Below are 13,336 nucleotides of genomic sequence, written 5' to 3'. Positions count from 1 at the left end.
CATCCTCGTCTTCGCGGATGACGGATGCTGCGGACGCTCAGCCGCGCCGCGTGAGCACGGCGTCCCAGAGGGCGTCGGCGACTTCGCGCTTGGTGCCGCGTGCCCGCGCGACCACCTCGCCGGCACCATCGATCACGACCACGTCGTTGTCGGCGGTGCCGAATCCCGTCGCGCCGGCGACGTCGTTCGCGACGAGCAGGTCGACGCCCTTGCGCGCCGCCTTGCGGCGGGCGCGCGCGAGGAGGTCATCGTCGTCGGCGGCGGTCTCGGCGGCGAACCCGACGATCGTCTGTGCCACGCGACGGCGCTCGGCGAGCCCGGCCAGCACGTCCGGCGTGCGCACGAGCTCGAGGGTCAGGCCCGGGCCCGCGGCGTCTTCCTTGCTGAGCTTGCGGTCGGGCACGTGCGCGGCGCGATAGTCGGCGACGGCGGCGACCATCACGACCGCGTCGGCGGTGACGGCCTCGCGCTCCATCGCCACGTCGAGCTCGGCGGCGGTGCCGACCCGTTCGATGCGGATGCGGGGGTGCAGAGCCGCCTCGGCGAGCGCCCCGTCGTCGACGTGGGCGGCGACGAGCACCACCCGTGCGCCGCGGTCGGCCGCGGCGAGGGCGACGGCCGCCCCCTGGCGGCCGCTCGATCGGTTCCCGAGGAATCGGACCGGATCGATCGGCTCGCGCGTGCCGCCCGTGGAGACGGCGACGGCGAGGCCGTCGAGATCGGCGCGAGGCGCGAGGAGCGCGAGGGCCGCGCCGGCGATCGCATCGGGCTCCGACATGCGCCCGGGGCCGGAGTCTCCCCCGGTCAGCGGTCCGCTCTCCGGGCCGACCACGTGCACCCCACGAGCGCGGAGCGTGTCGACGTTGGCCCGGGTCGCGGGATGGTTCCACATCTCCGTGTGCATGGCCGGGGCCACCAGCACCGGGGCGGAGGTTGCCAGGAGCGTCGTGCCCAGGAGGTCTTTCGCGAGGCCCGCGGCCATGCCGGCCAGGGTGTTCGCGGTGGCCGGGGCGACGATCACGAGGTCGGCCGAGCGGCCGAGCGCGACGTGACGCACCTCGGCGACGTCGTCGTGCACACTGGTGGTGACGGGGTGGCGGCTGATCGCCTCCCACGTGGTGAGCCCGACGAAACGCAGGGCGTCGTCCGTGGGGACGACGTGCACGTCATGACCGCTGGTGACGAGCAGACGCACGAGGTGCACGCTCTTGTACGCGGCGATACCGCCGGTGACCCCCACGACGATGAACACCCGCCCATCCTTCCACGCCCGCCCCGACGAGGAGCCAGACATGACGCCGGAGCCCCCGTGTGCACGGTGATCGTGCGCGTGCCCGCGCACACCGACGAGCCCGTGCGGATGCTCGCGATCCGCGATGAGGACCCCCGACGGGCGTGGGATCCGCTCGGCCCGTGGTGGCCCGATTCGCACCCCGGGGTCGTCGGCGTGCGCGACGCGCGGGCCGGGGGTGCCTGGCTCGCCGCCGACTCCGCCCGCTCGCGCGTGTCGGTGATCCTGAATCGCCACGAGGTCGAGGGCGCCACCGGTTCGCGGGGCGCCGTCGTGCTCGACGCCGTCGCCGGGCGGCCCCCCGTCGCCGTCCCGCCCACGCACGGGTTCAACCTGGTCGACATCGACGCGAGCGGAGCGCGGGTGACGTCGTGGGACGGCGATGCGGTGCGCTCCGTCCGGCTCGACCCGGGCGTGCACATGATCGCCCACGACGAGGTCGACGACGCACAGACCCCGCGGATCGCGGAGTGGCTGACCGCGTTCGACGCCGCGCCCAGCGACGCCGCCGACGGCCCCTGGTACGCCGAGTGGCTCGCGGTGCTCGAGCGGAGCGCGGCGCTGCCCCCGACCGATGACCGCGCGATCGTGCGCGACAACCGCCCGCACGGGATCCCGACGCTGTCGCTGCTCATGTGCGCCGCAACGATCGACGGGAGCGGCGTCGACATCGTCTACGGCGAGCTCGACGCACCGGGCGCGTGGAATCGCCCCACCCTGCACCACGCGTCCGACTGACGCGTCCGCACCCGTCGGGGGTGCAGCCGCAGGGGGGTGAAGCCGCAGTGCCGCACTGGGAGACTGGGGCGATGGACAACGACGTCGCTCCCCCCGCCGCATCCGCTCCCGGAGTCGCCGGTCGAACGATCCTGCTCGCCGGCGGAACGAGCGCGGCCGGCAGGGCGGCGGCCGTCGCGCTGACCCGCGCCGACGCGCGCGTGGTCGTGGCGGGCCGCGATCCGGAGAAACTCGCGACCGTGGTCGCCGAGGCCCCCGGAGCCCTCACGATCGCCGTCGACCTCACCGACGAAGACGCCGTCGCCGACCTCGCCCGCACCGTGCACGACGAGATCGGCGTCGTCGACGGCGTGCTGCATCTCGTGGGCGGATGGCGCGGCGGCGGCGGACTCGCCGGGCAGAGCGACAGCGACTTCCGCGTTCTCGAGCGCTCGCTGACCGCGCTCCGATTCGTCTCCCGCGCCTTCGACGCCGACCTCCGGGGCTCCTCGGCCGGTCGCCTGGCGATCGTCTCGTCGACCGCGGTGGCCCGACCCCTCGCCGGCGGCGCGAACTACGCCGCTGTGAAGGCCGCGAGCGAGGCATGGACCCGCGCCGTCGGGCAGGGGTTCGCGAAGGCGGCCCGTGATGATGCGCGCGCGCTGAGCGCGGCCGCGGTGATCTTCCGGGCCAAGAGCCTGGACGGACTCGAAGGAGCGCTCGCCGACGCCTTCATCGCCCTGTGGTCGGACGACGCCGAAGACTGGAACGACGTCGTCGTCGAGCTCGAAGACGGCGGCTGATCAGCGCTTCTCGGGCCGCGGCGTAGCCGGAGCGGTCTCAGCCGTCGCCGTCTTCGGAGTCGGCGCGTTCGGGGTCGTCTCGGCCGCGGCGTCACCCTCGACCGGTTCCGGAGCCTGCTGATACTGCACCGACAGGATGCGGTACGACCGGGTGAGGAAGGCCAGCACCCCGAGCACGACCATCACGAGACCCGCGCCGACGAAGACGAGCGCGATCCCTCGCGCCTCGCCGTCCCCGAGCAGCCAGCCCCACGTGGCGCGCCCGCTGTCGTCGTTCATGTACGGGATGATCAGGAACTCCGCGAGAGGGGCGATGAGGAACGCCGTGACGGGAGCGGCGGCCGACTCGAAGGCCGCCGCGAATCCGAACACGCGGCCCTGCTGCCGGAACGGCACCACCCGCTGGATCACCGTCTGCTCCGCCGCCTCGACGGCCGGGACGAGGGCCATGTACACGAAGATGCCCACGGCGTAGAGCCACCACCACTCGCGGATGGTGAACACCATCCCGAGCACGCCCATGCCGATGACGACCAGCAGCATCGTGCGAATCGGGTTCTTGCCGAGCCCGAACCTGGCGATGAACAGCCCGCCGGCGATGAAGCCGGTCGCCGAGACGCCGAGCACCGCGCCCCACACCTCGACGCTGAACATCTCGAGGCCGTAGGGATCCATCAGCGCCATGTAGACGCCGCCGATCAGGTTGTTGAACGTCGAGAAGATGATGAGCGCGAACAACCCCGACGCGGCCATCACGGCCGAGACGCTGCCGCGCAGGTCGATCCCCGACCGCTTCTGGCCGTCGAGCGAGGGCTTGTCCTCGGGGATGCGCAGAGTCAGGAGGTGCACGAGCGCGACGAGCGTCATCGCCACGGCGATCGCCAGCGTCCACCCCATGCCGAGGAGCCCGATCGACAGACCGCTGAACACGCTCGTGACCACGAAGGCGATGCCCTGCACCGTGCCCACGAGCCCGTTGGCGTTGGCGTGACGTTCGACGGGCATGAGCAGCGTGACCGTGGTCGACAGCGCGATGTTGCGCATGTTCTCGATGACCGCGCCGAACAGGATGATGCCCGAGAAGAGCCAGAACCACGGACCGGTGAGATCGAGCAGCGAGCTCTCGGGGAAGAGGAGGTAGAGCGTGCCCCCGACCACGAACGCCACCAGGGTCACGACGCTGGAGAACACCATCACGCGGTGCTTGCGGTTGCGGTCGACGATCGACCCGAAGAGCATCGCGAACACGGCGAGCAGCAGCATGTAGGCGCCGCCGATGATGCCGGTCGCCAGCACCGACTCGGTCTCGATGTAGACCCAGAACGTCAGCGCGAACCAGAGGTAGCTCGTGGTGACGTTCGCCACGGCGGTGTTGACGAGGATCTGCGCGAAGGTGCGCGGCCCGCTCGCCGGCGGCAGCACCGACGTCGGCGCCGTGAGCGGCGCTCCGGGGTCGTCGGGACGGGCGGACATGAGGGAAGGGTATCGACCGGATCCGACATCGGCGAGCGTCCATGCGAGCGCATCCGTCGGGGCAGCGCGCCTAGGCTGGGTTGCCGTGACCACCATCCACGATCCGGCCGTGCGCGGCTTCGCCTCCGACAACTACTCCGGAGTGCACCCCGAGGTACTGGCGGCGATCGCCGCAGCCAACGACGGCCACCAGGTCGCCTACGGCGAGGACGTCTACACGAGACGCCTGCAGGAGGTGTTCGTCGGCCACCTCGGCGAGGGCGTCGAGGCGTTCCCGGTGTTCAACGGCACGGGCGCCAACGTCGTGGGCCTCCAGTCCATGCTCCCCCGCTGGGGCGCCGTGGTCACCGCGTCGACCGCCCACATCAACGTCGACGAGGGCGGCGCGCCCGAGCGGGTCGCCGGGATCAAGCTCCTCACCGTCCCGACCGACGACGGCAAGCTCACCCCCGAGCTGATCGACCGGGAGGCGTGGGGATGGGGCGACGAGCACCGCGCGCAGCCCCTGGTCGTCTCGATCACCCAGACGACCGAGCTGGGCACGCTCTACACTCCCGACGAGATCCGCGCGATCGCCGACCACATCCACCCGCTCGGGATGCGCCTGCACCTCGACGGCGCGCGCATCGCCAACGCCGCCGCCGCGCTCGACGTGCCGCTGCGCGCCTTCACCCGCGACGCCGGCGTCGACGTGCTGAGCTTCGGGGGCACGAAGAACGGCGCCATGATCGGCGAGGCCGTGGTCGTGCTCGACCCCGCAGCATCCGAGGGCCTCCCCTTCCTGCGCAAACTCAACATGCAGCTCTCGAGCAAGATGCGCTTCGTCTCGGCGCAGCTCATCGCGCTGCTCGACGGCGACCTCTGGCTGCAGAACGCCCGACACTCGAACGCGATGGCGCAGCGCCTGCGCGCCGGTGTCGAGGCCGGCATCGCCGACGGATCCATCACCGGGGTGTCCTTCACACAGCCCACGCAGGCCAACGGCGTGTTCGCCGTGCTCCCCGAGGGCGTCGCCGACCGCCTGCGCGAGCGATTCCGCTTCTACGACTGGGACGAGAAGCGTCGCGAGGTGCGCTGGATGTGCAGCTTCGACACGACCGAGCACGACGTCGATGCGTTCGTCGCCGCGGTGGCCGAGCTCACCTGAGGGTCAGCGCAGGGCACCCACGCTCGCCAGGGCCAGGCGGATCAGCGTTCCACGCCCGCCCTCCATCTCGTCGGCGAGGGCATCGGATGCCGCTTCCTCCGGCGAGAGCCAGGTGACCTCGAGGGCGTCCTGACGCGGCTCGCACGTGCCGGTCACGGGCACGACGAATGCGAGCGAGACGGCGTGCTGCCGATCGTCGTGGAAGGGGCTGAGCCCCGGCATCGGGAAGTACTCGGCGACCGTGAAGGGCGTCGGCGAGGGCGGCAGCAGGGGGAAGGCCATCGGTCCGAGGTCGTTCTCGAGGTGGCGGAAGAGCGCGTCGCGCACGGTCTCGCCGTAGCGGATGCGGCCCGACACGAGCGTGCGGGTCATCTCGCCGATCGGGGTCGCGCGCAGGAGGATGCCGACCTGCACGACCGTACCCATGCCGTCGGTGCGCACGGGGAGGGCTTCGACGTAGATCATCGGCAGCCGTCGGCGCGCCTCGGTGAGCTCGATGTCGCTCAACCACCCGGGGTTTCCGTTGCTCTGCGTCGACGGCGTCCCGAACGTCGACCCCAGCGGATCGCGGGGGCTCTCGTCGCCGCTGTCGTCGGGTTCGGGGTCGGGGGTGCGCACGGGCATGCTCCTTGTATATCAACACCGGCGCGCATCCGCCGAGGGCGCGCTCCGTCGTCGAAGCGGATGTCGGTGCGTCCTGCGACACTGGAGCCATGAGCGAGATCGCGCCTCTCGACCCGTCCGTCGTGCTCTGGTCCGCCGAACCGGCCGAGCGCTCCGACCGCCCGCTGCTGGTCGTGCTGCACGGCTACGGCGCCGACGAGGCCGACCTGTTCGCCCTCGCCGCGCACCTGCCGCCCGAGTTCGTGGTCGCCGCGGTGCGCGCCCCACTCACCCCGCCTTTTCCCGCGCCCGGGTTCTCGTGGTACCCGATCGAGGGGCTGAACGGTCGCGACTCCGCAGACGTGACCGCCGCGGCCGAGCGGCTGATCGAGTGGGTCGACGCGTCGACGGACGCCGCGATCGTGGGGCTCCTCGGCTTCTCGCAGGGCGGTGCGGTGTCACTGCAGGCGCTGCGGGTCGCGCCCGACCGGTTCGCCTTCGCCGTCAACCTCTCCGGCTACGCCTCACCGGGCGAGCTGGCCGGTGACGCCGCCCTCGCCGAGCGGCGACCGCCCGTCTTCTGGGGGCGGGGCACGCGCGACGACGTCATACCGGGTGCTCTCGTCGATCACACGATCGACTGGCTCCCCCGGCACTCCGACCTCAGCGGCCGGGTCTACCCGGGACTCACCCACGGCGTCTCCGGCCCCGAGCTCGACGACGTGCACGGGTTCCTCGTCAGAAGGCTGGCGGATGCCGCGGGTCCGGGCGCGGGTGCGGAGCCGATGTCGCACCCCGACGAAGGGGGTGCGCCGCAGCATCCGCTCGGCTGACGTCGGGAGACGGGGTCAGTCGCCGCCGCCTCCCCCGGGCGTCGGAGCCGTCAAGCCCGAGCCGATGTCGGAGGGGCGGGAGAAGATGGACGGATGAGCGACGTGCTCGAGCGTTTCAGCCCCGCGACGCAAGACTGGTTCCGGGGTGCTTTCCCCGCGCCCACGAGCGCCCAGACCGGCGCGTGGGAGGCCATCTCCGCGGGACGGAGCGCGCTCGTGGTCGCCCCGACCGGATCGGGAAAGACGCTGTCGGCCTTCCTCTGGGCGATCGACCGGGTGTTCCGCGACCGCGTCGCGGCCGACCGGCGCGAGAAGAAGACCGATGCCGCGGCCACGTCGAACGGCCGACGCCGCGGCGCGTCGACCGCGCGCGATGCGAAGACGCCCGCCGAACCCCGCACCCGTGTGCTCTACATCTCGCCGCTGAAGGCGCTGGGCGTCGACGTCGAGCGCAACCTCCGCTCCCCGCTCGTGGGCATCGGGCAGTCCGCCCGACGGCTGGGCCTCGAGGCCCCGGCCGTCACCGTCGGGGTGCGCTCGGGCGACACGACGTCGAGCGATCGCCGCAAGCTCGTCTCCGATCCGCCCGACATCCTCATCACGACCCCCGAGTCGCTGTACCTGATGCTCACCAGCCAGGCGGGCGACACCCTCCGCGGGGTGCACACGGTCATCATCGACGAGGTGCACGCCGTCGCGGCCACCAAGCGCGGCGCCCACCTCGCCGTGAGCCTCGAACGCCTCGACGCGCTGCGGCGCACCTACGACCCCGACGTCGCGCCCGCCCAGCGCATCGGGCTCTCGGCCACCGTGCGCCCGATCGACGAGGTGGCCCGCTTCCTCGGCGGCGCCGCGCCCGTCGACATCGTCGCGCCGCGCGCCACCAAGGCCTTCGACCTGTCGGTCGTCGTCCCCGTCGACGACATGATGAACCCGCCGCCGCCCCCCGGCTCCGACGCGCCCGCGCCGGGCGGGGAGGACTGGTTCGCCGAGGGGTCGCCGAGCGAGAACACCGAGGTCACCGGGTCGGTGTGGCCCCACGTCGAAGAGGCGATCGTCGACCGCATCCTGAAGCACCGCTCGACCATCGTGTTCTCCAACTCCCGCCGTCTCGCCGAGCGGCTGACGGGTCGGCTCAACGAGATCTACGCCGAAAGACTGGGCCTCGACCTGCCCGACCCCGCGGTGCCCGCCGCCACCATGGCGCAGGCCGGTTCGTCGGCCGGCGCCGATCCCGTGCTCGCCAAGGCGCACCACGGTTCGGTGTCGAAAGAGCAGCGCGCCCAGGTCGAAGACGAGCTGAAGTCGGGGGTGCTGCGCTGCGTCGTCGCGACCAGCAGCCTCGAGCTGGGCATCGACATGGGCGCGGTCGATCTCGTGATCCAGGTCGAGGCGCCGCCGAGCGCGGCCTCGGGGCTGCAGCGCATCGGACGCGCGGGGCACCAGGTCGGCGAGGTCAGTCGCGCCGCCCTCTTCCCGAAGCACCGCAGCGACGTGCTCCACACCGCGGTCGTGACGGAACGCATGCTGGCGGGCCAGATCGAGGCGATCTCGGTGCCGCAGAATCCGCTCGACATCCTTGCGCAGCAGACCGTCGCCGCGTGCGCGCTGGGCGCGATCGACGTCGAGGAGTGGTTCGAGACCGTCAAACGCAGCGCGCCGTTCCGTTCGCTCCCCCGCTCGGCGTACGAGGCGACCCTCGACCTGCTCGCCGGCCGCTACCCGTCCGACGAGTTCGCCGAGCTGCGTCCGCGCGTCGTCTGGGACCGCGACGCGGGCACCCTCACCGGGCGCCCCGGGGCGCAGCGCATCGCGGTGACCAGCGGCGGCACGATCCCCGACCGCGGTCTGTTCGGCGTGTTCATCGCGGGCGAGTCGCAGAATGCCCGCGTCGGCGAGCTCGACGAGGAGATGGTCTACGAGTCGCGTGTGAACGACGTGTTCACCCTGGGCACCACCAGCTGGCGCATCGTCGAGATCACGCACGATCGCGTCAACGTGCTGCCCGCTTTCGGCCAGCCCGGGAAGCTCCCGTTCTGGCACGGCGACGGCATCGGCCGCCCCGCCGAGCTCGGCGAGGCCCTCGGCACCTTCTCGCGGGAGGTCTCGGCCGCCGAGCATGCGAAGGCCGAGGCGCGGCTGCGCGAATCGGGTCTCGACGACAACGCGATCACCAACCTCCTCGCCTACATCGCCGAACAGCGCGAGGCGACCGGCACACTGCCGACCGACAAGACGCTCACGGTCGAGCGCAGCCGAGACGAGGTCGGCGACTGGCGCGTGATCCTGCACTCCCCGTACGGCATGCAGGTGCACTCACCCTGGGCGCTGGCGGTCAACGCCCGCATCCGTGAGCGGCTCGGCGTCGAAGGATCCGCCGTGGCGAGCGACGACGGCATCATCGCGCGCATCCCCGACGCGACGGCCGAGCCGCCGGGCGCCGAGCTCTTCGTCTTCGACGCAGCCGAGCTCGAGCAGATCGTCACCGACGAGGTCGGGGGCTCGGCGTTGTTCGCCTCCCGCTTCCGCGAGTGCGCGGCGCGCGCGCTGCTGCTCCCCCGCATCAACCCCAACCGTCGCTCGCCGCTGTGGCAGCAGCGTCAGCGCTCGGCGCAGCTTCTCGAGGTCGCCCGTCGGCATCCGACGTTCCCGATCATCCTCGAGACCCTCCGCGAGGTGCTGCAAGACGTCTACGACCTCCCGGCGCTGCTGCGCATCTCGCGCAGCATCGCCGACCGGCGCATACGGCTGGTCGAGATCACCACCTCGCAGCCGTCGCCCTACGCCCGCGACCTGCTCTTCGGCTACGTCGGCGCGTTCATGTACGAGGGCGACTCCCCTCTCGCCGAGCGCCGAGCCGCCGCGCTCTCGGTCGACCCGGCGCTGCTGAGCGAACTGCTGGGCCGCGTCGAGATGCGCGAGCTCCTCGATCCCGACGTCATCGCGCAGTTCGAACGCGAGGCGCAGCGGCTCGACCCCGAGCGCCGCGCCCGCGGGGTCGAGGGGGTCGCCGACCTCATCCGCATCCTCGGACCGCTGGGCGCCGACGAGGTGGCCCTGCGGCTCGCGTCCGCCGACGCGCCGGCGACGACCGACGACGACACCTCGGCGCCTCCCGCCACGGCGGCCGAAGCATCCGCCCACCTCGACGCTCTCGTCGACGAGCGCCGCGCGATCCGCGTGACGATCGCCGGGGAGGCGAGGGTGGCCGCGATCGAAGACGCCGCGCGCCTGCGCGATGCCCTCGGTGCGGCGCTCCCGGTCGGACTCCCGAACGCCTTCCTCGAGCCGATGCCCGACCCTCTCGGCGACCTCGTCGCCCGCCACGCGCGCACCCACGGTCCGTTCACCGCCGACGCCGTCGCCCGCCGGCTGGGCGTCGGCATCGCGGTCGCCCGGCACACGCTCCAACGCCTCGAGTCGCAGGGGCGCGTGTCGAGCGGCTTCTTCCTGCCCTCGTCCGAGTCCGGCGGCGGGGACGGGCGCGGCGACGAGACCGAGTGGTGCGACACCGAAGTGTTGCGACGACTCCGGATGCGCTCGCTCGCGGCGATCCGCGGAAGCGTCGAGCCGGTGCCGTCGTCGGCATACGCACGGTTCCTCCCCGTCTGGCAGCACCTGCAGCGCCCGCTCGAAGGGATCGACGGGGTGGCGGCGGTCGTCGAACAGCTCGCGGGCGTGCCGATCCCGGCCAGCGCGTGGGAGTCGCTCATCCTGCCGTCGCGGGTGCGCGACTACACCCCCGCCATGCTCGACGAGCTGACGGCGACCGGCGAAGTCGTCTGGTCGGGCACGGGCACGCTGCCCGGGCGCGACGGGTGGGTCGCACTGCACCCCGCTGATGCCGCCGCCCTCACCCTCGCCGAGCCCGAGGAGGACGTCGCCGCCGATTCGCTCGAGGCACGGGTGATCGAGGCCCTCACCGGCGGTGGCGCCTATTTTGCCGCCCAGTTGCGGCAGGCGGCGGGCGCCGACAACGAGCAGTTGATCGTCGATGCGCTGTGGTCGCTGACGTGGGCGGGGCGCGTCACGAACGACACCTTCGCTCCGATCCGCACCCTCGTGGGTGGCGGCGGGCAGGCCCATCGGGTGGCACGGAAGGCCCCGCGCGCGCGGATGTACCGCGGCGCATCCATCCCGCGTCCGTCGGCACCGCCGCGTCCTCCCGCACTGGGCGGTCGGTGGTCTCTGCTGCCCGGCCGCGAGGCCGACCCCGCCGTGCGGGCGACGGCCACGGGCAGCCTGCTGCTCGACCGCTACGGCGTCGTCACCCGTGGCGCGGTGCAGGCGGAGGGCGTGCCGGGCGGGTTCGCGCAGGTCTACCGCGTGCTCGCGGGCTTCGAGGAGGCCGGGCACTGCCGTCGCGGGTACGTCATCGAGAAGCTCGGCGCCGCGCAGTTCGCCGCCTCCGCGACGGTCGACCGGCTGCGCGAGTTCGCCGCCCTCCCCGACCCCGCGCCGCTGCGCGCGGTCACCCTCGCCGCGACCGACCCCGCCAACCCCTACGGGGCCGCCCTCGCGTGGCCCGCTCTCGACGGGATCAGCCACCGACCCGGCCGGAAGGCCGGCGGCATCGTCGTGCTCGTCGACGGCGCGCTCGTGCTGTACCTCGAGCGCGGCGGGCGCACGGCCCTCGCCTTCACCGACGACGAGGCCGTGCTGCAGGCCGCGACCCGCGACCTGGCGGGCACGGCGAAGGCACGGCGGCTCGACACCCTCACGGTCGAGCAGGTCAACGGCGCCTTCGTCTACGGGACGGCCGTTGGGCGGGCACTGCGCGACGCCGGCTTCGTCGAGTCGCCGCGGGGCCTCACGCTCCGCCGCGTGACCGCCGGCGACGCGCTGCGAGAGGCGACGCGTGCCTGAGGGCGACACCGTGCACCGGGCGGCTTCGAAGCTCGCCGAGGCGCTCACGGGCACGGTCGTGACCCGGTTCGACATCCGCGTGCCGGGCAGCGCCACAGCCGATCTTCGCGGCGAGACCGTGCACAGCGTCATCCCCCGCGGCAAGCACCTGCTCGAACGCATCGGCGGCTACACCCTTCATTCGCACCTCAAGATGGAGGGCCGGTGGGACGTCTACCCGGTAGGCGGACGTTGGCGGCGCCCGGCGTACACGGCTCGCGCGATCGTCGGCAACGCCCGTTGGGAGACGGTCGGCTTCGACCTGGCGATGGTCGAGGTGCTGCGCACCGACGACGAGCACCGCATCGTCGGGCACCTCGGCCCCGATCCCCTGGCCGACGATTGGGACGCCGTCGAGGCGGTGCGGCGCGTCAGCGCCGACTCGCGCGCGGCCCACGTCGCCCTTCTCGACCAGCGCAACGTCGCCGGCTTCGGCAATGTCTACGCCAACGAGATGCTGTTCGTGCGCGGCATCGCGCCCACGACACCCGCCACCGAGATCGACGTCGCCGCCCTCATCGATCTGGGCGCGCGGATGATCCGCGCCAACCTGCCGCGCCCCGAGCGCACCTTCACCGGCGATACCCGGCCCGGACGCCGGTTCTGGGTGTACGGCCGCGACGGGAAGGCATGCCGTCGCTGCGGCACGCTGGTGCGGGGCGGGTCTCTGGGCGCGAACGCCACGAGCGAGCGCAACGTGTTCTGGTGCCCGAGGTGCCAGGCGGGATGAGGCGGGTCAGTGCCCGATGTACCGACCGGGCCGGTGGTTCATCGCGAGCACCAGGTTCAGCACCACCGCGCCGCCGGCGCTGAGCAGCACGACCTCCCAGGGGAGCAGCGCGAACGACACCGCGATGATCGCCACGTCGAACACCATCTGCGTCCATCCGGCGCGGAACCCGGTCTTGTCCTGCACGATGAGCGCGATGATGTTGATCCCGCCGAGGCTGGCGCGATGGCGGAACAGGATCAGCAGGCCCACGCCGGCGAAGAGGTTCCCGGCGAGCACCCCGAAGACCGGCTCGACCCGATCGATGGGGAGCATCGCCGCATCCAGCACGGTGAAACCCGAGACCAGGGCGATCGAGACCACGGTGCGGATCGTGAAGCTCAGCCCCTTCTTCCACAGCGCCAGCGCGGCGAAGGGCAGATTGACCAGCGCATAGACGAGCCAGAACGGCAACGGCGACGCGTAGGTCACGAGCAGGGCGAGGCCCGCCGTTCCGCCGGTGACCGCATCGCTCGAGGCGAGGAGGTACAGGCCGAAGGCCGCCGTGAATGTGCCGGTGAGGAGCCCGAGGACGTCTTCGGGGATGCTGTGGGCCGTCGCGCGATCGTCGAAGACGAGCGTCGGGGTGGTCGAGGGCGGATCGGCATCGGGCGCGTCGTCGGGGGTGGTGTCGGCAGCGTTCATCACGGTCTCCGGGTAGGAGCCTCCATCGTCTCATCTCGACGTCGAGACATCCGGCGCGGTAGCGGCTCCGAAGAGAACATGCGGGGGAATGAATATCGAGAAGGTGCCGTTGCAGTCATTGTCGGCACCGACGGTGCCGCCGGAGGGGAT

General features: G+C 72.4%; 10 protein-coding genes. 6 read left to right on the top strand and 4 right to left on the bottom strand.

What is annotated here, in order from left to right; genetic code table 11:
* Positions 1-37: 37 nt before the first annotated feature.
* On the bottom strand, positions 38-1,252 hold the full coding sequence (gene coaBC, locus DEU34_RS08760) for a bifunctional phosphopantothenoylcysteine decarboxylase/phosphopantothenate--cysteine ligase CoaBC (RefSeq protein WP_121150545.1): 1,215 nt from the start codon (positions 1,250-1,252) through the stop codon (positions 38-40).
* Between the two features lie 57 nt (positions 1,253-1,309).
* Here coaBC and DEU34_RS08755 point away from each other — a divergent pair, with 57 nt between their 5' ends.
* Both DEU34_RS08755 and DEU34_RS08750 read left to right on the top strand, forming a co-directional pair.
* Entirely contained in the window at positions 1,310-2,029 is a 720-nt protein-coding gene (locus DEU34_RS08755; protein ID WP_183042416.1) for an NRDE family protein, read from the top strand.
* Positions 2,030-2,100: 71 nt separating this feature from the next.
* Positions 2,101-2,811 (top strand): SDR family NAD(P)-dependent oxidoreductase, encoded by a 711-nt coding sequence (locus DEU34_RS08750; RefSeq protein WP_121149837.1) that lies wholly within the window; start codon positions 2,101-2,103, stop codon positions 2,809-2,811.
* Here the strand turns inward: DEU34_RS08750 and DEU34_RS08745 are convergent, their stop codons facing one another.
* Positions 2,812-4,284: an MFS transporter gene (locus DEU34_RS08745; RefSeq protein WP_121149836.1), complete on the bottom strand. Its 1,473-nt coding sequence runs from the start codon at positions 4,282-4,284 to the stop codon at positions 2,812-2,814.
* An 85-nt stretch (positions 4,285-4,369) separates the two neighbouring features.
* On the opposite strand from DEU34_RS08745, the gene DEU34_RS08740 reads away from it, so the two are divergent.
* Entirely contained in the window at positions 4,370-5,431 is a 1,062-nt protein-coding gene (locus tag DEU34_RS08740) for a low specificity L-threonine aldolase (RefSeq protein WP_259460092.1), read from the top strand.
* Between the two features lie 3 nt (positions 5,432-5,434).
* Here DEU34_RS08740 and DEU34_RS08735 read toward each other — a convergent pair whose 3' ends face one another.
* Positions 5,435-6,055, bottom strand: coding sequence for an NUDIX hydrolase family protein (locus tag DEU34_RS08735; protein ID WP_116647693.1), 621 nt, complete (start codon positions 6,053-6,055; stop codon positions 5,435-5,437).
* An 89-nt stretch (positions 6,056-6,144) separates the two neighbouring features.
* Between DEU34_RS08735 and DEU34_RS08730 the strand changes: the two genes are divergently transcribed.
* The 3 genes from DEU34_RS08730 to DEU34_RS08720 all read left to right on the top strand — a co-directional run bounded on the left by DEU34_RS08730 (position 6,145) and on the right by DEU34_RS08720 (position 12,502).
* Positions 6,145-6,867 (top strand): alpha/beta hydrolase, encoded by a 723-nt coding sequence (locus DEU34_RS08730; RefSeq protein ID WP_121149834.1) that lies wholly within the window; start codon positions 6,145-6,147, stop codon positions 6,865-6,867.
* Positions 6,868-6,960: 93 nt separating this feature from the next.
* Positions 6,961-11,733, top strand: a complete 4,773-nt coding sequence (locus DEU34_RS08725) for an ATP-dependent helicase (protein WP_121149833.1) — start codon at positions 6,961-6,963, stop codon at positions 11,731-11,733.
* Complete coding sequence (locus tag DEU34_RS08720) at positions 11,726-12,502, top strand: DNA-formamidopyrimidine glycosylase family protein (protein WP_121149832.1); 777 nt, start codon at positions 11,726-11,728, stop codon at positions 12,500-12,502. The genes DEU34_RS08725 and DEU34_RS08720 overlap by 8 nt, the downstream gene beginning before the upstream one ends.
* 6 nt (positions 12,503-12,508) lie before the next feature.
* On the opposite strand, the gene DEU34_RS08715 is transcribed toward DEU34_RS08720, so the two are convergent.
* A complete protein-coding gene (locus DEU34_RS08715) occupies positions 12,509-13,186 on the bottom strand; it encodes a YitT family protein (protein ID WP_116647689.1) in 678 nt (225 codons plus the stop codon).
* Between the last annotated feature and the right edge of the window lie 150 nt (positions 13,187-13,336).

The organism is Microbacterium sp. AG1240 (assembly GCF_003635115.1).
Classification (GTDB): Bacteria; Actinomycetota; Actinomycetes; order Actinomycetales; family Microbacteriaceae; genus Microbacterium.
Note: the sequence above shows the minus strand (reverse complement) of the source record. Positions and strands in the feature narration are given on the sequence as shown.

What these genes read in the sequence shown, in the direction of transcription:
- DEU34_RS08715 (WP_116647689.1), bottom strand. Translation starts at nt 13,186, where the DNA reads ATGAACGCTGCCGACACCACCCCCGACGACGCGCCCGATGCCGATCCG.
- DEU34_RS08735 (WP_116647693.1), bottom strand. Translation starts at nt 6,055, where the DNA reads ATGCCCGTGCGCACCCCCGACCCCGAACCCGACGACAGCGGCGACGAG.
- DEU34_RS08745 (WP_121149836.1), bottom strand. Translation starts at nt 4,284, where the DNA reads ATGTCCGCCCGTCCCGACGACCCCGGAGCGCCGCTCACGGCGCCGACG.
- DEU34_RS08725 (WP_121149833.1), top strand. Translation starts at nt 6,961, where the DNA reads ATGAGCGACGTGCTCGAGCGTTTCAGCCCCGCGACGCAAGACTGGTTC.
- DEU34_RS08730 (WP_121149834.1), top strand. Translation starts at nt 6,145, where the DNA reads ATGAGCGAGATCGCGCCTCTCGACCCGTCCGTCGTGCTCTGGTCCGCC.
- DEU34_RS08750 (WP_121149837.1), top strand. Translation starts at nt 2,101, where the DNA reads ATGGACAACGACGTCGCTCCCCCCGCCGCATCCGCTCCCGGAGTCGCC.